Annotated in this window: 19 protein-coding genes; 18 read left to right on the plus strand and 1 reads right to left on the minus strand. The window is 68.4% G+C overall.

Going from position 1 to position 19,344, the window contains the following annotated elements; genetic code table 11:
• Positions 1-10: 10 nt before the first annotated feature.
• Genes JJ685_RS18360 through JJ685_RS18390 form a run of 7 tightly spaced genes read left to right on the plus strand, consistent with a single transcriptional unit; the run spans position 11 to position 6,094 of the window.
• Positions 11-538, plus strand: coding sequence for a shikimate kinase (locus JJ685_RS18360; protein WP_201675841.1), 528 nt, complete (start codon positions 11-13; stop codon positions 536-538).
• A gap of 9 nt (positions 539-547) precedes the next feature.
• Positions 548-1,651 carry a 3-dehydroquinate synthase gene (gene aroB, locus JJ685_RS18365; RefSeq protein WP_201675764.1) on the plus strand — a complete coding sequence of 368 codons (1,104 nt, stop codon included), beginning with the start codon at positions 548-550 and terminating at the stop codon, positions 1,649-1,651.
• Positions 1,652-1,667: 16 nt separating this feature from the next.
• On the plus strand, positions 1,668-2,801 hold the full coding sequence (locus JJ685_RS18370) for a deoxyguanosinetriphosphate triphosphohydrolase (RefSeq protein WP_201675765.1): 1,134 nt from the start codon (positions 1,668-1,670) through the stop codon (positions 2,799-2,801).
• On the plus strand, positions 2,798-4,027 hold the full coding sequence (locus JJ685_RS18375) for an MFS transporter (RefSeq protein WP_201675766.1): 1,230 nt from the start codon (positions 2,798-2,800) through the stop codon (positions 4,025-4,027). Before JJ685_RS18370 ends, JJ685_RS18375 begins: the two co-directional genes overlap by 4 nt.
• A gap of 11 nt (positions 4,028-4,038) precedes the next feature.
• Positions 4,039-4,689 carry a hypothetical protein gene (locus JJ685_RS18380; protein WP_201675767.1) on the plus strand — a complete coding sequence of 217 codons (651 nt, stop codon included), beginning with the start codon at positions 4,039-4,041 and terminating at the stop codon, positions 4,687-4,689.
• A 2-nt stretch (positions 4,690-4,691) separates the two neighbouring features.
• Positions 4,692-5,243 carry a DUF1415 domain-containing protein gene (locus JJ685_RS18385; RefSeq protein WP_201675768.1) on the plus strand — a complete coding sequence of 184 codons (552 nt, stop codon included), beginning with the start codon at positions 4,692-4,694 and terminating at the stop codon, positions 5,241-5,243.
• On the plus strand, positions 5,240-6,094 hold the full coding sequence (locus JJ685_RS18390) for a class I SAM-dependent methyltransferase (protein ID WP_201675769.1): 855 nt from the start codon (positions 5,240-5,242) through the stop codon (positions 6,092-6,094). The genes JJ685_RS18385 and JJ685_RS18390 overlap by 4 nt, the downstream gene beginning before the upstream one ends.
• On the opposite strand, the gene JJ685_RS18395 is transcribed toward JJ685_RS18390, so the two are convergent.
• Positions 6,088-6,294, minus strand: a complete 207-nt coding sequence (locus tag JJ685_RS18395) for a hypothetical protein (RefSeq protein ID WP_201675770.1) — start codon at positions 6,292-6,294, stop codon at positions 6,088-6,090. The genes JJ685_RS18390 and JJ685_RS18395 overlap by 7 nt on opposite strands.
• 117 nt (positions 6,295-6,411) lie before the next feature.
• Here JJ685_RS18395 and JJ685_RS18400 point away from each other — a divergent pair, with 117 nt between their 5' ends.
• The 11 genes from JJ685_RS18400 (at position 6,412) to JJ685_RS18450 (ending at position 19,344) form a co-directional block, all read left to right on the plus strand.
• Positions 6,412-7,146, plus strand: a complete 735-nt coding sequence (locus JJ685_RS18400; protein ID WP_201675771.1) for an REP-associated tyrosine transposase — start codon at positions 6,412-6,414, stop codon at positions 7,144-7,146.
• A gap of 90 nt (positions 7,147-7,236) precedes the next feature.
• Positions 7,237-11,970, plus strand: a complete 4,734-nt coding sequence (locus JJ685_RS18405; RefSeq protein ID WP_201675772.1) for a glutamate synthase-related protein — start codon at positions 7,237-7,239, stop codon at positions 11,968-11,970.
• 15 nt (positions 11,971-11,985) lie between these two features.
• The gene (locus JJ685_RS18410) at positions 11,986-13,452 is read left to right on the plus strand and encodes a glutamate synthase subunit beta (protein WP_201675773.1); all 1,467 of its coding nucleotides are present in this window, start codon (positions 11,986-11,988) and stop codon (positions 13,450-13,452) included.
• 109 nt (positions 13,453-13,561) lie between these two features.
• Positions 13,562-14,377 carry an ABC transporter ATP-binding protein gene (locus JJ685_RS18415; protein WP_201675774.1) on the plus strand — a complete coding sequence of 272 codons (816 nt, stop codon included), beginning with the start codon at positions 13,562-13,564 and terminating at the stop codon, positions 14,375-14,377.
• The gene (gene mlaE / locus JJ685_RS18420; protein WP_201675775.1) at positions 14,374-15,156 is read left to right on the plus strand and encodes a lipid asymmetry maintenance ABC transporter permease subunit MlaE; all 783 of its coding nucleotides are present in this window, start codon (positions 14,374-14,376) and stop codon (positions 15,154-15,156) included. Before JJ685_RS18415 ends, mlaE begins: the two co-directional genes overlap by 4 nt.
• 9 nt (positions 15,157-15,165) lie before the next feature.
• Positions 15,166-15,648 carry an outer membrane lipid asymmetry maintenance protein MlaD gene (mlaD, locus tag JJ685_RS18425; RefSeq protein WP_201675776.1) on the plus strand — a complete coding sequence of 161 codons (483 nt, stop codon included), beginning with the start codon at positions 15,166-15,168 and terminating at the stop codon, positions 15,646-15,648.
• Entirely contained in the window at positions 15,645-16,415 is a 771-nt protein-coding gene (locus JJ685_RS18430) for an MlaA family lipoprotein (RefSeq protein WP_201675777.1), read from the plus strand. Before mlaD ends, JJ685_RS18430 begins: the two co-directional genes overlap by 4 nt.
• A 106-nt stretch (positions 16,416-16,521) precedes the next feature.
• Positions 16,522-17,172 (plus strand): MlaC/ttg2D family ABC transporter substrate-binding protein, encoded by a 651-nt coding sequence (locus JJ685_RS18435; RefSeq protein ID WP_201675778.1) that lies wholly within the window; start codon positions 16,522-16,524, stop codon positions 17,170-17,172.
• A 5-nt stretch (positions 17,173-17,177) separates the two neighbouring features.
• Positions 17,178-17,450, plus strand: a complete 273-nt coding sequence (locus JJ685_RS18440; protein WP_201675779.1) for an STAS domain-containing protein — start codon at positions 17,178-17,180, stop codon at positions 17,448-17,450.
• A 60-nt stretch (positions 17,451-17,510) separates the two neighbouring features.
• Entirely contained in the window at positions 17,511-18,431 is a 921-nt protein-coding gene (locus JJ685_RS18445; RefSeq protein WP_201675780.1) for an ABC transporter ATP-binding protein, read from the plus strand.
• A 157-nt stretch (positions 18,432-18,588) separates the two neighbouring features.
• Positions 18,589-19,344, plus strand: coding sequence for an ABC transporter permease (locus tag JJ685_RS18450; protein WP_201675781.1), 756 nt, complete (start codon positions 18,589-18,591; stop codon positions 19,342-19,344).

Consider the following 19,344-nt stretch of genomic DNA (forward strand, 5'->3'; position numbering starts at 1 on the left):
TGGGGCGCACCTGAGCATCACCCTCGTCGGAATGCCCGGCAGTGGCAAGACCACTGTCGGGCGCCAACTTGCAAGGCGGCTCGGGCTGCCTTTTTTCGATTCCGACCACGTCATCGAGGAGCGGCTCGGCTGCTCCATCCGCGAGTACTTCGCGCGGGAAGGCGAGGCGTCCTTCCGCGACGTCGAACAGCAGGTGCTCGCCGAACTGGCGCAGGGACCGTCCTGCGTGATCGCCACCGGCGGCGGCGCCGTGCTGCGCGAGGCCAACCGCGCGTGCCTGCGCGCCACCGGCCAGGTGGTCTACCTGCGCTCCTCGCCCGAGGAGCTGTACCGGCGATTGCGGCACGACACCACGCGCCCGCTGCTGCAGGTGGCCGACCCCATGGCGAAGCTGCGCGAGCTGTACGAGCAGCGCGACCCCCTCTACCGCGAGGCGGCCCACTTCCAGGTCGAGACCGGCCGGCCCTCGGTGCCGCGGCTGGTGAACATGATCCTGATGCAGCTGGAGCTGTCCGGCGGCCTTCCGCCCGCCGCTTAAACTCGGGGCATGCCAGCCCCGCTTTCCGACTCCCCCCGGCAGGTCCGCATCGCGCTCGGCGAGCGCAGCTACGAGATCCGCATCGGCGCCGGCCTGCTTGCCGACGCCGCGAGCTGGGAGGGCCTGCCCGCGGCGGCGGCCGCCCTCGTCGTCACCAACACCACCGTGGCGCCCCTGTACCTCGGCGCGCTGCGCGCGGCGCTGGCCGCACGCTACCGCTCGGTGTTCGAGGTCGTGCTGCCGGACGGCGAGGAACACAAGGACTGGGCGACCCTCAACCTGATCTTCGATGCGCTGCTGTCCCACGGCTGCGACCGCAGGACGGTGCTGTTCGCGCTGGGCGGCGGCGTGGTGGGCGACATGACCGGCTTCGCCGCCGCGAGCTACATGCGCGGCGTGCCCTTCGTGCAGGTGCCGACCACGCTGCTGGCGCAGGTCGATTCCTCGGTGGGCGGCAAGACCGCGATCAACCATCCGCTCGGCAAGAACATGATCGGCGCGTTCTACCAGCCGGCGCGCGTGCTCTGCGACCTCGACACGCTGAAGACGCTGCCCCCGCGCGAGCTCAGCGCCGGCCTCGCGGAGGTGATCAAGTACGGCCCGATCGCCGACCTGGACTTCCTGGACTGGATCGAGGCGAACGTGGACGCCCTGGTGGCGCGGGAGCCGCGCGCGCTGGCGCATGCGGTGAAGCGCAGCTGCGAGATCAAGGCGGAGGTGGTGGGGCAGGACGAGCGCGAGTCGGGCCTGCGGGCGATCCTCAATTTCGGTCACACCTTCGGCCACGCCATCGAGGCGGGGCTCGGCTACGGCGAGTGGCTGCACGGCGAGGCCGTGGGCTGCGGCATGGTGATGGCGCTGCGGCTGTCGCACAGGCTCGGATTGGTCGATGCCGCCTTCGTGCAGCGCGTCACGGCCCTGATCGCGCGCGCGGGCCTGCCCACCGTCGGGCCGGCGCTCGGGGCCGAGCGCTACCTCGCGCTGATGCGGGTCGACAAGAAGGCCGAGGCCGGCGAGGTCCGCTTCGTGGTGATCGAGCGGCCGGGGCAGGCCGCGGTGCGCGGCGCGCCCGACGACCTGGTCCGCCAGGTGCTCGCCGAGTCGACCCGCTGACGCCGCCGCCCGGTCCATGAGCCTTGCCGCCTACGCCAGCGACCCGGCGGCCACGCGCGGGCGCCGGCACCCCGAGCCGCCGCCGCCCACGCGCACCGAATTCCAGCGCGATCGCGACCGGATCGTGCACTCCACCGCGTTCCGCCGGCTGGTGTACAAGACGCAGGTCTTCCTCAATCACGAGGGCGACCTGTTCCGGACCCGGCTGACCCATTCGATCGAGGTGGCCCAGCTGGCGCGCTCCATCGCGCGGCCGCTGGGCCTGAACGAAGACCTGGTCGAAGCGATCGCACTCGCCCACGACCTGGGCCACACGCCTTTCGGGCACGCGGGCCAGGATGCGTTGAACGAGTGCATGGCGGCGCACGGCGGCTTCGAGCACAACCTGCAAAGCCTGCGCGTGGTGGACGCCCTCGAGGAGCGCTATCCCGAGTTCGACGGCCTGAACCTGTGCTTCGAGACGCGCGAAGGCATCCTGAAGCACTGCTCGCTCGCCAACGCGCATCGGCTGGAACAGGCGGAGCCGGGCGGCGTCGGCCGCCGCTTCGTCGAGCGCACCCAACCGAGCGTGGAAGCGCAGCTGTGCAACCTCGCCGACGAGATCGCCTACAACGCCCACGACATCGACGACGGCGTGCGTTCGGGCCTCATCACGCTTGAACAGGTCGCGCAAGTTCCGCAGTTCGGCGAACACTGCGCGCGGGCGCAGCAGGAGCACCCGCAGCTGCAGGGCCGCCGGCTCCTCTATGAAGCGATCCGCCGCATGCTCAGCGCGATGGTCTACGACGCGATCGACGCCACGCGCGAACGCCTGGCGGCGACGCGGCCCGACAGCGCCGACGCGGCGCGCATGCTGGGACCCCTCGTCACCTTCAGCGGCGGCCTGCGCGCGCAGGCGGCCGAACTGAAGCACTTCCTCTTCCACAACCTGTACCGGCATCCGCGCGTCACGGAGACCACCGGCCGCGCCCAGGACGTGGTGCGGGAGCTGTTCGCGCGCTACCTCGCGCAGCCGGGCGAGATGCAGGCCGGCTTCGCCGCCCGCGCCGACACCCCGCGCGCGGTGGCCGACTACATCGCCGGCATGACCGACCGCTACGCGCTGCGCGAGCACGAGCGGCTGACCGGCAAGCGGCTGCTGGCACCGTGAGGCGGCCCGACCCCGCGCTCATCGTGGTGCTGGCCGGCATCAGCGCCGCGCTGCACATCGGCAAGCTCCCGCCCGCCCTGCCGGTGCTGCGCGAAAGCCTGCACATCTCGCTGGTGCAGGCGGGCTTCCTGCTGTCCCTGGTGCAGGTGGCGGGCATGACGCTGGGGCTGGCCATGGGCGCCTTGGCCGATGCGTTCGGCGCCCGCCGGACCATGGCGCTGGGGCTGGTGCTGCTGTCGATGGCGAGCTTCGCCGGCGGCGCCGCGACCAGCGCGCCGGCGCTGATGGCGCTGCGGGCGCTGGAAGGCGTGGGCTTCCTGCTGGCCTCGCTGCCCGCGCCGGGGCTGATCCGCCGGCTGGTGCAGCCGGCGCGGCTGGCCGGCATGCTGGGCCTGTGGGGCGCGTACATGCCTTTCGGCACGGCGGCCGCGCTGCTGCTGGGGCCGGCCTTCATCGCCGCCAGCGGCTGGCCGGGCTGGTGGTGGCTGCTGGCGACCCTCTCCTGCGCGATGGCCGTGTGCCTGTGGCTGGTCGTGCCCGCCGCCGCGGACGCGCGCGTCGCCGGGGCGGGTGCCAGCCTGCGCGGACGCATCTCGCGCACGCTGCGCTCGCCCGGGCCGTGGCTGGCCTCCACCGCCTTCGCGGTGTATTCGGCGCAGTGGCTGGCGGTGATCGGCTTCCTGCCCACCATCTACGCGCAGGCCGGGCTGCCGACCGCGTTCGTCGCGGTGGCGACCGCGCTTGCCGCCGCCGCCAACATGATCGGCAACATCGGCTCGGGTCGCCTGCTGCAGCGGGGCTGGCGCGCGCCGGTGCTGCTGCATTGCGGCTACGCGGCGATGGCGCTGGGCGCGATCGTCGCCTTCGCGCCCTGGGGCGCGGAGGGCTCCACCGGCGTTGCGCTGGTCCGCTATGCGGGCGTGCTGCTGTTCTCGGCGCTGGGCGGCCTGGTGCCGGGGACGCTGTTCTCGGTGGCCGTGCGGGTCGCGCCGGACGAGGGCAGCGTATCCACCACGGTCGGCTGGCTGCAGCAGTGGTCGGCCTTCGGCCAGTTCGCCGGGCCGCCGCTGGTGGCCTGGGCCGCGGCCCGGGCCGGCGGCTGGCACGTGATGGGCTGGATCACGGCGAGCTTCGCGCTGGCCGGCATGGGCATCGCGTTGGGGATTGCACGATTCCTGGCGGGGCACGCCACCGGTCGGGGCCCGGCATCGCAGGCCGCGCCCTAAAATCCTGTTACATGAGCTTCCTCAACCAGCTGAAGTCCCAGGCGAAGGAGTTGCAGCACAAGCGTTCCTCCGACGACCAGCAACTGCACGAGTCGACGGCGCGGACCGAGGAGGCCTGCCGGGTCATCCTGCCCTACCTGCAGGACCTTGCGCGGCAACTCTCCGTCATCGAGCCCGCTGGCCCGGCGCTGACGCTGGACGGCCGGACGCGCTGGCCTGCCATGAAGCTGGTGGACTTCCGCGTGGATGCGCGCCGCAAGCGGCTGCGCAACCAGGAAGTGTTCGACTACATCGGCGTGGGCTGGCGCATCGTGCCGCAGGCGGGCGAGCCGGTCCCCGCCGCGGTCAGCGTCAATTTCCCGATCGAGATGCAGCGCGTGGAAGAGCGGCTCATGATGGGACCGGTGAAGCACGAGCGGCGCGAGATCCGCGATCCCGAGAAGAGGAACGTGCTGCGCGAGGTGCGCTACGAGTACCTCACGCACACGCGCGGCAGCATCACCGCGACACCGGACCACGACCGGGGCCATGTGCATTTCCGGCTCCTGAACACGGCCGGCTTCGAGGTGGTGCAGACGATCTGGCCCGCCGCGCGCATCAACCAGGAGCTGCTCGACGAACTGGCCAAGCGCCTCGTGGGGCAGCCCAGCACGTTCGCCTGAACATGGGCGACGCCGCGACCCCCCTGGCCGACACCCGGCGCTGGCTGGAGCGCGCCGTCATCGGTCTCAACCTGTGCCCCTTCGCCAAGTCCGTGCACGTCAAGGGCCAGGTGCACTATGCGCTGAGCGAGGCGCAGGATGCGCAGGAGGTCCTGGAGGACTTCACGCGCGAGCTGGAGGCGCTGGTGGCGCTGCCGGCGCCCGAGCGGGACACGACGCTGCTGGTGATCCCGCGCGGCATGGAGGACTTCCTCGGCTTCAACGACCTGGTCGCGCGCGCCGAGCGCATCGTGCGAAAGCGCCGGCTGGAGGGCGTGATCCAGGTGGCCAGCTTCCATCCCCGCTTCGTCTTCGCCGGGGAGGCGGAGGACGACGTCACCAACTACAGCAATCGCGCGCCCTATCCGACGCTGCACCTGCTGCGGGAGGAGAGCATGGACCGTGCGGTCGCGGCCTTCCCGGACGCGGCCGCGATCTACGAAGTCAACATGGAGACGCTGCGCCGGCTCGGCCTGGAGGGCTGGACCGCGCTGGACGTCGGGCCGCACGCATGAAGAAGGACATCCGCGAGGAGCTGGGGCTGCGCCCCGACCAGTCGATCGAGCTGCTGCAGGAACTGCACATCGTCACGCGCGAGGGGCGGATCAACCAGGATTCGCGGCGCAAGCTGAAGCAGGTCTCCCACCTGTACCAGTTCATCGAGAAGTTGCTGCTGGAGTTGCCGGCCGAGGGCGGCCACCCGACGCTGGCCGACCATGGCGCGGGCAAGTCCTATCTCGGCTTCGTGCTGTACGACCTGTTCTTCCGGCCGCGCGGGGTGGGGCACATCTACGGCATCGAGACGCGCGCGGAGCTGGTGGAGAAGTCGCGCGAACTCGCGCGCCGGCTCGGCTTCGAGCGCATGAGCTTCCTGCACCTGAGCGCCGCCGAAGCCGCCGACGCCGCGCAGCTGCCGGCGAAGATCGACGTGGTGACGGCGTTGCATGCCTGCGACACCGCCACCGACGACGCAATCGCCTTCGGCCTGCGCAAGCAAGCGCGCTTCATGGTGCTGGTGCCGTGCTGCCAGGCGGAGCTGGCCGGCGTCCTGCGCGAGCAGAAGGCGCTGGCGCTGGCGCGCACGCCGCTGGCGGAGCTGTGGCGGCATCCGCTGCACACGCGCGAACTGGGCAGCCAGGTGACCAACGTGTTGCGCTGCCTCTACCTGGAGGCCATGGGCTACCAGATCACCGTCACCGAACTGGTGGGCTGGGAGCACAGCATGAAGAACGAGCTGATCCTCGCGCGCTCGACGGGGCAGCGCAGGCGCGCCTCCGCCGGACGGCTGCGCGCCATCCTGGCGGAGTTCGGACTGCAGGGGCTGGAGGCCCGGCGCTTCCCGGGCCTGCCCGAGGTGTCTCAGTAGTCGTCGGTGCGGCGCCCGGCGGCGGTGGGGGCGGGCGGATCCTTCGGGCGCGTGCGCTTGACCGCGGACAGGATGCCGATCCCGAACAGGACCACCGCCCCGATCAGGATGTAGGTTTGCGGCACTCCTGCCACCATCGCGCCCCAGGCGAGGCCGGCGATGACGATGACGAAGCCGATCAGGTAAAGGGAAAAGGACATGGGCGCAGACTCCTTCGCCGCCATTCTCTGTAGGGGCGACGCCCGGTCCTTGTCAGCGCAGACGACCAATCGGGGTCAGACCAGTAATTGGGGTCAGATTCCAATTACCATGACCGGATGGCGCGCCTTCCCCGGCTCACGGTTCCCGGTTATCCCCACCACATTATCCAGCGCGGCAACAACCGCCAGCCGATCTTCGGCGACAAGGCGGACTACGAGCTGCTGCTGGGCCTGATCGACGAACATGCGCGCAAGCAGCACGTGGCGCTGCATGCCTATGTGCTGATGAGCAACCACTTCCACCTGCTCGCCACGCCGGAGACGGCGGAGGGCATCCCGCAGATGATGCAGGCGGTCGGGCGCCGCTACGTTCGGCACTACAACCTGCGGCACGCGCGCACCGGCACCTTGTGGGAGGGCCGCTACCGGTCCACGCTGATCCAGGCCGAGCGCTACCTGCTGGCCTGCATGGTCTACATCGATCTCAATCCGGTGCGGGCGGGAATGGTCGTGGATCCGGCCGACTACCCCTGGTCGAGTCACCAGCACTATGTCGGTCGGCGCAGCGACCGGCTCGTCACGCCGCATCCGCTCTACTGGGAATTGGGCAACACGCCCTTCGCCCGCGACCAGGCCTATGCTGACTTGGTTCGCACCGGGGTTTCGCAGGCCCAGCAGCAGGCGCTGACGGACTCCGTCCTGCGCGGCTGGGCGCTGGGAGAGCCGGACTACGTGGCCGACTTGCAACGGCGCACCGAACGCCGCGTCACGCGCTCGCAAGCGGGCAGGCCGCGCATGAACACCAATGATCTGTCCCCAATTAACGAAGAAGGGATGACGGACCGAGAATAATTGGAATCTGACCCCAATTATTTTGCTTGGCAAGAGGTGCTGCGCTGCACTATCCTCGGGTTTCCCCTGAATACCCTGAGGTGCGCGCCAATGACCACGGCTGCCGAAATCGCCCATCTTCAAGAACAAGGCCTTTACGCCGGCGCGGAACACGACGCATGCGGCGTCGGCTTCGTGGCCCACATCAAGGGCGAGAAGAGCCACAACATCGTGACTCAGGCGCTCAAGATCCTCGAGAACCTGGACCATCGCGGCGCCGTCGGCGCCGACAAGCTGATGGGCGACGGCGCCGGCATCCTGATCCAGCTGCCCGACGCGCTCTATCGCGAGGAGATGGGCCTGCGCGGCGTCGAGCTGCCCCCGCCCGGCGAATACGGCGTCGGCATGATCTTCCTGCCCAAGGAGCACGCGTCGCGCCTGGCCTGCGAGCAGGAGCTGGAGCGCGCGATCAAGGCGGAGGGCCAGGTGCTGCTCGGCTGGCGCGAGGTGCCGGTCGACCGCGAGATGCCTATGTCCCCGGCCGTGCGTGCCAAGGAACCGATCATCAAGATGGTGTTCGTGGGCCGCGGCGCCGACGTGATCGTGCAGGACGCCCTGGAGCGCAAGCTCTACGTGATCCGCAAGACGGCCAGCGCCGCCATCCAGCGCCTGAAGCTGAAGCACTCCAAGGAGTACTACGTCCCCAGCTTCTCCAGCCGGACCATCATCTACAAGGGCCTGCTGCTGGCCGACCAGGTCGGCGTCTATTTCAAGGACCTGCAGGACCCGCGCTGCGTCTCCGCCCTGGGCCTGGTGCACCAGCGCTTCTCCACCAACACCTTCCCCGAGTGGCCGCTGGCCCACCCCTACCGCTACGTCGCCCATAACGGCGAGATCAACACGGTCAAGGGCAACTACAACTGGATGAAGGCGCGCGAGGGCGTGATGTCCTCGCCGGTGCTGCAGAACGACCTGAAGAAGCTGTACCCCATCAGCTTCCCCGACCAGTCCGACACGGCCACCTTCGACAACTGCCTCGAGCTGCTGACGATGGCCGGCTACCCGCTGTCGCACGCGGTGATGATGATGATCCCCGAGCCGTGGGAGCAGCACACGCTGATGGACGAGCGCCGCAAGGCCTTCTACGAGTACCACGCCTCCATGCTGGAGCCCTGGGACGGCCCGGCCTCCATCGTGTTCACCGACGGCCGCCAGATCGGCGCCACGCTGGACCGCAACGGCCTGCGTCCCTCGCGCTACTGCGTGACCGACGACGACCTGGTGATCATGGCCTCCGAATCCGGCGTGCTGCCGGTGCCGGAGAACCGCATCGTGCGCAAGTGGCGCCTGCAGCCCGGCAAGATGTTCCTGATCGACTTGGAGCAGGGCCGCATGATCGACGACGAGGAGCTGAAGTCCTCGTTCTCCAACGCCAAGCCCTACAAGCAGTGGATCGAGAACCTGCGCATCAAGCTCGACGACCTGTCCGAGACCTCGGGTGACGCGCCGGCCTCCGCCGTCGAACTGCTGGATCGCCAGCAGGCCTTCGGCTTCACGCAGGAAGACATCAAGTTCCTGATCGCCCCGATGGCGACCGCGGGCGAGGAGGGCGTCGGCTCCATGGGCAACGACAGCCCGCTGGCCGTGCTGTCGGACAAGAACAAGCCCCTGTTCAACTACTTCAAGCAGCTGTTCGCCCAGGTGACCAACCCGCCGATCGACCCGATCCGGGAGGCGATCGTGATGTCGCTGGTGTCCTTCATCGGCCCGAAGCCGAACCTGCTGGACATCAACCAGGTCAACCCGCCGATGCGGCTGGAGGTGAGCCAGCCGATCCTCGACTTCGCCGACATGCAGAAGCTGCGCGAGATCGAGAAGCACACCCACGGCAAGTTCCGCAGCTACACGATCGACATCACCTACCCGCTGGCCTGGGGCCACGAGGGCGTGGAAGCCAAGCTGGCCTCGCTGAACGCCGAAGCGGTGGACGCGATCCGCAGCGGCCACAACATCCTGATCATCAGCGACCGCGCCGTGTCGCCGGCGCACATCGCCATCCCTGCGCTGCTGGCCCTGTCGTCGATCCACCAGCACCTGATCCGCGAAGGCCTGCGCACCACTGCCGGCCTGGTAGTGGAGACGGGTTCCGCCCGCGAAGTGCATCACTTCGGCGTGCTGGCCGGCTACGGCGCCGAGGCCGTGCACCCCTACCTGGCGATGGAGACCCTGGTCGAGATCCACAAGGACCTGCCGGGCGACCTGAACCCCGAGAAGGCGATCTACAACTACATCAAGGCGATCGGCAAGGGCCTGTCGAAGATCATGTCCAAGATGGGCGTGTCGACCTACATGTCCTATTGCGGCGCCCAGTTGTTCGAGGCCATCGGCATCAACAGCGACACGATCGAGAAGTACTTCACCGGGACCGCCAGCCGCGTGGAAGGCATCGGCGTGTTCGAGATCGCCGAGGAGGCGATCCGCCTGCATCGCGCTGCCTTCGGCAACGATCCCGTGCTGTCCACCATGCTGGACGCCGGCGGCGAGTACGCCTGGCGCACCCGCGGCGAAGAGCACATGTGGACGCCCGACGCCATCGCCAAGCTGCAGCACGCCTCGCGCGCCAACAACTGGAACACGTACAAGGAATACGCCCAGCTGATCAACGACCAGAGCCGCCGCCACATGACGCTGCGCGGCCTGTTCGAGTTCCGGGTCGATCCTGCCAAGGCCATCCCGCTGGACCAGGTCGAGTCCGCCAAGGAGATCGTCAAGCGCTTCGCCACCGGCGCCATGTCGCTCGGCTCGATCTCCACCGAGGCCCACTCCACGCTCGCCCTGGCCATGAACCGCATCGGCGGCAAGAGCAACACCGGCGAAGGCGGCGAGGACCCGGCACGCTACCGCCAGGAGCTCAAGGGCATCCCGATCCGCAAGGGCCAGACGATGGCCGACATCATCGGCCGCGAGCAGGTCGAGGTGGACATCCCGCTGCAGGACGGCGACTCGCTGCGTTCTCGCATCAAGCAGGTGGCCAGCGGCCGCTTCGGCGTGACTGCGGAGTACCTGGCGTCCTCCGACCAGATCCAGATCAAGATGGCGCAGGGCGCCAAGCCGGGCGAGGGCGGCCAACTGCCGGGCGGCAAGGTGTCCAAGTACATCGGCAAGCTGCGCTACTCGGTGCCGGGCGTGGGCCTGATCTCCCCGCCGCCGCACCACGACATCTACTCGATCGAGGACCTGGCGCAGCTCATTCACGACCTGAAGAACGTCGCCACGCACGCCTCCGTCTCGGTGAAGCTGGTGTCGGAAGTCGGCGTGGGCACCATCGCCGCGGGCGTCGCCAAGTGCAAGGCCGACCACGTGGTGATCGCCGGCCATGACGGCGGCACGGGTGCCTCGCCTTGGTCGTCCATCAAGCATGCCGGCTCGCCCTGGGAGATCGGCCTGGCCGAGACCCAGCAGACCCTGGTGCTGAACCGGCTGCGCGGCCGCATCCGCGTGCAGGCCGACGGCCAGATGAAGACCGGCCGCGACGTCGTGATCGGCGCGCTGCTGGGTGCCGACGAATTCGGCTTCGCCACCGCGCCGCTGGTGGTCGAGGGCTGCATCATGATGCGCAAGTGCCACCTGAACACCTGCCCGGTGGGCGTGGCCACGCAGGACCCGGTGCTGCGCAAGAAGTTCTCCGGCAAGCCCGAGCACGTCGTCAACTACTTCTTCTTCGTCGCCGAGGAAGTGCGCCAGATCATGGCGCAGCTGGGCATCCGCAAGTTCGACGAGCTGGTCGGCCGCAGCGACCTGCTGGACATGCGCAAGGGCCTGTCGCACTGGAAGGCCAGGGGCCTCGACTTCAGCCGCCTGTTCGCCCAGCCCAAGGTGCCGGCCGACGTGCCGCGCTTCCACTGCGAGGAGCAGGACCACAAGCTGGAGAAGGCCCTCGACAAGATCCTGATCGAGCGCTCGCGCCCCGCCATCGAGCGCGGCGAGAAGGTGCAGTTCATGGAGATGGCGCGCAACGTCAACCGCTCGGTGGGCGCGATGCTCTCCGGCGAGCTGACCAAGCACCATCCCGAGGGCCTGCCGGACGACACGCTGCGCATCCAGCTGGAAGGCACGGGCGGCCAGTCCTTCGGCGCCTTCGTCGCCCGCGGCATCACGCTGTACCTGATCGGCGATGCCAACGACTACACCGGCAAGGGCCTGTCGGGCGGCCGCATCGTGGTGCGTCCCAGCATCGACTTCCGCGGCGAAGCCACGAAGAACATCATCATCGGCAACACCGCGCTGTACGGCGCGACATCCGGCGAGGCCTTCTTCAGCGGCGTGGCCGGCGAACGTTTCGCCGTGCGCCTCTCGGGCGCCACGGCGGTCGTCGAAGGCACGGGTGACCACGGCTGCGAATACATGACCGGCGGCACGGCGGTGGTGCTGGGCAAGACCGGCCGCAACTTCGCGGCCGGCATGTCGGGCGGCATCGCCTACGTCTACGACGAGGACGGCAAGTTCGCCAGCCGCTGCAACACCGCCATGGTGTCGCTGGAGCGCGTCGGATCCACGGCCGAACAGCAGGCGGCCCAGGGCAAGACCAAGCTGCACCGCGACCAGACCGACGAGGCGCTGCTGAAGAAGCTGCTCGAGGAGCACAACCGCTGGACCGGCAGCCGCCGCGCCCGCGAGCTCCTGGACAACTGGGCCGAGGCCCGCATGAAGTTCGTGAAGGTGTTCCCGAACGAGTACAAGCGCGCGCTCGCCGAGATGTACGAGCGCGAAGTGGAGCTGGCCAGCGCGGGCACCAACGCCCAAGTCGGGATCAAGCACGAACAGCAGCCGGTGCCGGCGAAGTAAAGGAAGAAACGAACCATGGGTAAAGTCACCGGCTTCATGGAGTTCGAGCGCGTCGAGGAGGACTACAAGCCCGTCCCCGAGCGCGTGAAGCACCACAAGGAATTCATCATCGGCCTGAGCAACGAGCAGGCCAAGGTGCAGGGCGCGCGCTGCATGGATTGCGGCATCCCGTTCTGCAACTCGGGCTGCCCGGTCAACAACATCATTCCGGACTTCAACGACCTGGTGTACCGGCAGGACTGGCAGGACGCCTTCACGGTCCTGGACTCCACCAACAACTTTCCGGAGTTCACCGGCCGCATCTGCCCGGCGCCCTGCGAGGCGGCCTGCACGCTGAACCTCAACGACGACCCGGTCGGCATCAAGTCGATCGAGCACGCGATCATCGACCGGGCCTGGGACAACGGCTGGGTGAAGCCGCGGGTGCCGCGCATCCGGACCGGCAAGAAGGTCGCGGTGGTCGGCTCCGGCCCCGCCGGCATGGCGGCGGCGCAGCAGCTGGCGCGCGCCGGCCACGACGTGACGCTGTTCGAGAAGAACGACCGCATCGGCGGCCTGCTGCGCTATGGCATCCCCGACTTCAAGATGGAGAAGCACCACATCGACCGCCGCGTCGGGCAGATGGAGGCCGAAGGCGTGACGATGCGCACCGGTGTCATGATCGGCGAGCTGCCCAAGGGTTCCAAGGTCACCAACTGGGCCAAGGAGACCATCTCCCCGCAGCAGCTGCAGAAGGACTTCGACGCGGTGGTGCTCGCGGGTGGCGCCGAGCAGTCGCGCGACCTGCCCGTGCCGGGCCGCGATCTCGACGGCATCCACTTCGCCATGGAGTTCCTGCCGCAGCAGAACAAGCTCAACGCCGGCGACAAGGTGAAGGGCCAGATCCGCGCCGACGGCAAGCACGTCATCGTGATCGGCGGCGGCGACACCGGCAGCGACTGCGTCGGCACCAGCAACCGCCACGGCGCCAAGAGCGTGACGCAGTTCGAGCTCATGCCCATGCCCCCGGAGCAGGAGAACAAGGAACTGACCTGGCCCTACTGGCCGTACAAGCTGCGCACCTCCTCCTCCCACGAGGAAGGCTGCGAGCGCGAGTTCGCCATCGCCACCAAGGAATTCACCGGCGAGAAGGGCAAGGTCACGGGCCTGAAGACGGTGAACGTGGAGATGAAGGACGGCAAGTTCGTCGAGATCCCCGGCACCGAGAAGGAATACAAGGCCGACCTGGTGCTGCTGGCCATGGGCTTCGTGAGCCCCGTCCAGAGCATCCTGGAGGGCTTCGGGGTGGAGAAGGACGCGCGCGGCAACGCCCGGGCGACCGTCGATTTCCACGGCGGCTATGCCACGAGCGTTCCCAAGGTGTTCGCCGCCGGCGACATTCGCCGCGGTCAATCGCTGGTCGTCTGGGCGATCCGCGAGGGCCGACAGGCGGCCCGCGCCGTGGACGAATTCCTCATGGGATTCAGCGATCTGCCGCGTTAAAGCGACAGGATCCTGACGCCTGCCGCCACCTCGGCGGCAGCTCGTCCGCAATGGACCGATAATCCGGGGCTTTCAGCATGGGGCCGTGGACCGGCCCGACCTCCCCCGGATGACCCAACACGAATCCGGCCCGCTGGTCGAATGCCGCAACCTGACGTTCGGCTACGACCAGCGCCGCATCCTCGATGACGTGAGCTTCACCGTGCCGCGCGGCAAGGTGACGGCGCTCATGGGCGCGTCCGGCGGCGGCAAGACCACGGTGCTGCGCCTGATCGGCGGCCAGATCCGCCCGCGGTCCGGCGAACTGCTGTTCGACGGCGAAGCCATTCCCGGGCTGGACCGCGACGGCCTGTACCGGATGCGCCGCCGCATGGGCATGCTGTTCCAGTTCGGCGCGCTGTTCACCGACCTGAGCGTCTTCGACAACGTCGCCTTCCCGCTGCGCGAGCACTCGGGGCTGCCCGAGAACCTGGTGCGCGACGTCGTGCTGATGAAGCTCAACGCCGTCGGCCTGCGCGGCGCGCGCGACCTGATGCCCAGCCAGGTGTCCGGCGGCATGGCCCGCCGCGTGGCGCTGGCCCGCGCCATCGCGCTCGATCCCGAGCTCGTGATGTACGACGAACCCTTCGCAGGGCTCGACCCGATCTCGCTCGGCACCGCGGCGCAGTTGATCCGGCGGCTGAACGACACGCTGGGCATCACCAGCATCGTCGTCTCGCACGACCTGGAGGAAACCTTCCACATCGCCGACCAGGTGATCGTGCTGGCCAACGGCAGGATCGCCGCGCAGGGCACCCCGGAAGAAGTGCGCAACTCCGACAACCCGCTGGTGCACCAGTTCGTGAACGCGCTGTCGGAAGGGCCGGTGCATTTCCACTACCCGGGTCCCAGCGTCAACGACGATTTCAGCGAGGGACTGCAATGAGCTGGTGGAAGCCCTCGGACGTCGGCTTCGCGACCCGCGGCAAGGTCGCCGACGTCGGCCATGCCGCAAGGCTCTTCCTGCGCCTCTTGTCGTTGTTCGGAGCGACCTTCGCGCGCGCCCGCCTGCTGCGCGACCAGGTGCATTTCCTGGGCAACTACTCGCTGGCGATCGTCGGCGTGTCGGGCCTGTTCGTCGGCTTCGTGCTCGCGCTCCAGGGTTACTACGTCCTGCAGCGCTACGGCTCCTCCGAAGCACTGGGGCTCATGGTGGCCCTGAGCCTCGTGCGCGAGCTCGGGCCCGTGGTGACCGCGCTGCTGTTCGCCGGCCGTGCCGGCACCTCGCTCACCGCGGAGATCGGCCTGATGAAGGCCGGCGAGCAGTTGTCGGCCATGGAGATGATGGCGGTGGACCCGGTCCAGCGCATCCTGGCGCCCCGCTTCTGGGGCGGGGTGATCGCCATGCCGCTGCTGGCGGCGGTGTTCAACGCGGTGGGCATCATCGGCGGCTGGGTCGTCGGCGTGGTGCTGATCGGCGTGGACCCCGGCTCCTTCTGGAGCCAGATGCAAGGCGGCGTGGACGTGTTCAGGGACGTCGGCAACGGCGTGATCAAGAGCCTGGTGTTCGGCGTGGCCGTCACCTTCATCGCCGTGCTGCAGGGCTTCGAGGCCCACCCGACGCCGGAGGGCGTGTCGCGGGCGACCACGCGCACCGTCGTGATGGCCTCCCTGGCCGTCCTCGGCCTCGATTTCGTGCTGACCGCAATGATGTTCAGCATCTAGGAGAAAGATATGGAACGCACCAAGAACGACGTCTGGGTGGGGCTGTTCGTCCTCATCGGCGCCGCCGCGCTGGTGTTCCTGGCTCTGCAGGCGGCCAACCTGCTGACCTTGAGCTTCCAGCCCACCTACCGGCTGGACGCGCGGTTCGACAACATCGGCGGCCTGAAGCCGCGGGCGGCTGTCAAGAGCTCCGGCGTGGTCGTCGGCCGCGTGGAATCCATCACGTTCGACGACAAATCCTTCCAGGCCCGGGTCACCATGGCCATGGAGAGCCGCTACAAATTCCCCAAGGACAGCTCCCTGAAGATCCTCACCAGCGGCCTGCTGGGTGAGCAATATGTGGGCATCGAGGCGGGCGCCGACGACAAGGTTCTCGCCGCGGGGGATACCATTGGGACGACGCAATCCGCCGTGGTGCTGGAGAACCTCATCGGCCAGTTCCTTTACAACAAGGCGGCGGAAGGCCCAACCGCAGGTACAACGAAGAAATGAAATTTGAACGCCTCGCCGCGCACGGCCTGGCCCTCGCAGTCGTCATGGCGCTGGCAGGGTGTGCCACCGCCGGAAAAAGCAACCCGCGCGACCCCTGGGAGCCTTTCAACCGGCACGCCTACAATTTCAACGAAGGCCTCGACAACATCCTCCTGAAGCCCGCGGCCACCTGGTACCGCGACAAGGTGCCGGCGCTGGTGCGCACGGGCGTGTCGAACTTCTTCGGCAACCTCAACGACGTCTGGTCGGCCGCCAACAACCTGATGCAGTGGCGCCTGCCGGAGTTCGAGGAAAGCCTGGCGCGCGTCCAGCTCAACACGATGTTCGGCGTGTTCGGCATCTTCGACGTGGCGAGCGAATTCAACATCGAGCGGCACCGCGAGGACTTCGGCCAGACCCTCGGCCGGTGGGGCGTCCCGGCCGGCCCGTACGTGATGCTGCCCTTCTTCGGGCCCTCCACGCTGCGCGACACCGTGGCCCTGCCCGTCGATACCCGCTTCGATCCCGTCAGCCAGATCAGCGGCAGCGCGACGCGGGACGTGACCTACGTCGTACGCGCGATCGACCGACGCTCCAACCTCCTGCGCGTGGGCAACGTGCTGGAGGAAGCGGCGCTGGACAAATATTCCTTCACACGGGACGCCTATCTGCAGCGGCGCCGGGCCGAGATCTTCGATCGCGAGGAGAATAGGGACGTCCCGCCGCCCCTGCCCGACGAATCGCAGGATGCGCCCGCCACCCCGCCGGGGAGCCCGCCCGCCCGTTAGGGTAGGGTTGCAGGCTGTTGCAGAAGCGCCCCATGCGCTGAAACCCGGCGAACCGGCCGTGTTCCAACAAGGGCCGGGCCCAGCCCGGCAGCAAGAAAGGATTGCAATGAATCGACGTTCCCTGTTCCGTATCGCCGCCTCGCTGTTCGCCGCGGCCGCCATGGCCGGCGCCTGGCCGCTCGCGCACGCCGCCGACGAAGCGCCCGACGTCATGATCAAGCGCCTCTCCGACGAGGTGCTGACGACCATCCGCACCGACAAGAGCGTGCAGTCCGGCGACATCAACCGGATCATGGCCGTGGTCGACAGCAAGATCATGCCGAACGTGAACTTCCAGCGCATGACGGCTTCCGCCGTCGGCCCGGCCTGGCGCCAGGCCACGCCGGAGCAGCGCAAGCGCCTGCAGGACGAATTCAAGCTGCTGCTGGTGCGCACGTATTCGGGCGCGCTGTCGCAGGTGGCGGAAGAGTCCGTCTCGGTCAAGCCGCTGCGGGCGCAACCCACCGACACCGACGTCGTGGTGCGCAGCGAGATCCGCGGCCGCGGGGACCCGATCCAGCTGGAATACCGCCTGGAGAAGACCGCCGGCGACGGCACGGGCTGGAAGATCTACAACCTGAACGTGCTGGGCGTGTGGCTGGTCGAGACCTACCGCAGCCAGTTCGCGCAGGAGATCAACGCCAAGGGCGTGGACGGCCTGATCGCCTCGCTGGCCGAGCGCAACCGCGCCAACACGGCCAACGGCAAGAAGGGCTGAAGCCGGTGCTGGTCCTGCCCGACGAACTGACGCATGCCACCGCCCCGGCCTGCTGCCGCATGCTGGCGCAGGCGCTGCGGTCGGACCCGTCGGCGCAGGCCGTCGCCGACGCCTCGGCGCTGCGAGTATTCGATTCCTCCGCGCTGGCGGTGCTGCTGGAATGCCGGCGCGAGGCGCTCGCGCTGGGCAAGAGCTTCGCCGTCGCAAACCTGCAGCCGCGGCTGCGGGCGCTCGCCACGCTGTACGGCGTGGGCGAACTGCTCCCCTCCGCCACCTAGGCACTCCCTGCGCCTGCGGGGCAGTGGCCGGGGCGCCGCCCGTAAAATGGCGGGTTCCCCATGGCCGCCATCTCCTTCCAGTCCGTCTCCAAGACCTACGCCAGTCCGCGCGGCCCCTTCCAGGCGCTCGACGCCGTCAGCTTCGACATCGCGGAAGGCGAGTTCTTCGGTCTCCTGGGCCCCAACGGGGCCGGCAAGACCACCCTGATCAGCGTGCTCGCGGGCCTGGTGCGCGCCACCTCTGGCCGGGTGCTGGTGCGCGGCCACGACGTGCAGGCGCAGTACGCGGCGGCGCGGCGCCAACTGGGGGTGGTGCCGCAGGAACTCGTGTTCGATCCCTTCTTCACGGTGCGCGAGGCGCTGCGGATCCAGTCCGGCTACTTCGGCGTGAAGAACAACGACGCCTGGATCGACGAACTGCTGCACAACCTGGGGCTGGCCGACAAGGCCTCGTCCAACATGCGCCAGCTCTCGGGTGGCATGAAGCGGCGGGTGCTCGTGGCGCAGGCCCTGGTGCACCGGCCGCCCGTGATCGTGCTCGACGAGCCCACGGCGGGCGTGGACGTGGAACTGCGCCAGACCCTGTGGCAGTTCATCGCCAAGCTCAATCGCGAAGGCCATGCGGTGCTGCTGACGACGCACTACCTGGAGGAAGCCGAGGCGCTGTGCAGCCGCATCGCCATGCTGAAGGCCGGCAGGGTGGTGGCGCTGGAGCGCACGAGCGACCTGCTGAAGGCCGCCTCCAGCAACGTGCTGCGCTTCAAGATCGACGGCCAGCTGCCGCGCGAATTCGAGGGCAAGGCGCGCGTCACCGGCCGCATCGTGCAGCTGCCCGCGCACGACGCGCACGAGATCGAGCAGCACCTGGCCGTGATCCGCCACGCCGGCCTGCGGGTGGAGGACGTCGAGATCCGCAAGGCGGACCTGGAGGACGTGTTCCTCGACGTCATGACCGCGGGACGGGCGGAGGTGGCGGCATGATCCGGATGTTGAAAAACAAGATACCGAACGCAGAAGGCGCAGAAGATACGCAGAAGGCGCAGAAGAAAGCCATCTTGAAAATGGCTGTTCCTTCTGCGTCCTCTGCGTATCCTTTGCGCCCTCTGCGTTCGGTATCTTGTATTTTCGAGGCCCACCCATGACCGGCTGGCAGACGCTCCTGTACAAGGAAGTGCTGCGCTTCTGGAAGGTGAGCTTCCAGACCGTGGCCGCGCCCGTGCTCACGGCGCTGCTGTACCTGCTGATCTTCGGGCACGTGCTGCAGGACCACGTGAAGGTCTACGACCGCATCAGCTACACCGCCTTCCTGGTGCCCGGCCTGGTGATGATGAGCGTGCTGCAGAATTCCTTCGCCAACAGCTCCTCGTCGCTGATCCAGAGCAAGATCATGGGCAACCTGGTCTTCGTGCTGCTCACGCCGCTGTCGCACTGGAGCTGGTTCATCGCCTACGTCGGCTCCTCCATCGCGCGCGGCCTGTGCGTGGGCCTGGGCGTGTTCCTGGTGACCGTGTGGTTCACGCAGGTGAGCTTCGCCGCCCCGCTGTGGATCCTGGTGTTCGCCTTCCTGGGCGCCGGCATGCTGGGCGCGCTGGGCCTCATCGCGGGGCTGTGGGCCGAGAAGTTCGACCAGATGGCGGCCTTCCAGAACTTCATCATCATGCCGATGACCTTCCTGTCCGGCGTGTTCTATTCGATCCATTCGCTGCCGGAGTTCTGGCAGCGCGTGAGCCACCTCAACCCCTTCTTCTACATGATCGACGGCTTCCGCTACGGCTTCTTCGGCGTCAGCGACGTGTCGCCCTGGCTCAGCCTGGCGATCGTCGGCAGCGCCATGCTGGGCGTGAGCGCCGTCGCCGTCCACCTGCTGCGCATCGGCTACAAGATCCGCGGCTGA

This window comes from Ramlibacter monticola (genome assembly GCF_016722785.1).
Taxonomy (GTDB): domain Bacteria; phylum Pseudomonadota; class Gammaproteobacteria; order Burkholderiales; family Burkholderiaceae_C; genus Ramlibacter; species Ramlibacter monticola.

Excerpts from the sequence above, each read along its gene's own strand:
- mlaE (WP_201675775.1), top strand. The coding sequence starts at position 14,374 with ATGAGCTGGTGGAAGCCCTCGGACGTCGGCTTCGCGACCCGCGGCAAG.
- JJ685_RS18390 (WP_201675769.1), top strand. The coding sequence starts at position 5,240 with ATGAAGAAGGACATCCGCGAGGAGCTGGGGCTGCGCCCCGACCAGTCG.
- JJ685_RS18450 (WP_201675781.1), top strand. The coding sequence starts at position 18,589 with ATGACCGGCTGGCAGACGCTCCTGTACAAGGAAGTGCTGCGCTTCTGG.
- JJ685_RS18435 (WP_201675778.1), top strand. The coding sequence starts at position 16,522 with ATGAATCGACGTTCCCTGTTCCGTATCGCCGCCTCGCTGTTCGCCGCG.
- JJ685_RS18410 (WP_201675773.1), top strand. The coding sequence starts at position 11,986 with ATGGGTAAAGTCACCGGCTTCATGGAGTTCGAGCGCGTCGAGGAGGAC.
- JJ685_RS18380 (WP_201675767.1), top strand. The coding sequence starts at position 4,039 with ATGAGCTTCCTCAACCAGCTGAAGTCCCAGGCGAAGGAGTTGCAGCAC.
- JJ685_RS18445 (WP_201675780.1), top strand. The coding sequence starts at position 17,511 with ATGGCCGCCATCTCCTTCCAGTCCGTCTCCAAGACCTACGCCAGTCCG.
- aroB (WP_201675764.1), top strand. The coding sequence starts at position 548 with ATGCCAGCCCCGCTTTCCGACTCCCCCCGGCAGGTCCGCATCGCGCTC.
- JJ685_RS18430 (WP_201675777.1), top strand. The coding sequence starts at position 15,645 with ATGAAATTTGAACGCCTCGCCGCGCACGGCCTGGCCCTCGCAGTCGTC.
- mlaD (WP_201675776.1), top strand. The coding sequence starts at position 15,166 with ATGGAACGCACCAAGAACGACGTCTGGGTGGGGCTGTTCGTCCTCATC.
- JJ685_RS18370 (WP_201675765.1), top strand. The coding sequence starts at position 1,668 with ATGAGCCTTGCCGCCTACGCCAGCGACCCGGCGGCCACGCGCGGGCGC.
- JJ685_RS18385 (WP_201675768.1), top strand. The coding sequence starts at position 4,692 with ATGGGCGACGCCGCGACCCCCCTGGCCGACACCCGGCGCTGGCTGGAG.
- JJ685_RS18395 (WP_201675770.1), bottom strand. The coding sequence starts at position 6,294 with ATGTCCTTTTCCCTTTACCTGATCGGCTTCGTCATCGTCATCGCCGGC.
- JJ685_RS18405 (WP_201675772.1), top strand. The coding sequence starts at position 7,237 with ATGACCACGGCTGCCGAAATCGCCCATCTTCAAGAACAAGGCCTTTAC.
- JJ685_RS18400 (WP_201675771.1), top strand. The coding sequence starts at position 6,412 with ATGGCGCGCCTTCCCCGGCTCACGGTTCCCGGTTATCCCCACCACATT.
- JJ685_RS18415 (WP_201675774.1), top strand. The coding sequence starts at position 13,562 with ATGACCCAACACGAATCCGGCCCGCTGGTCGAATGCCGCAACCTGACG.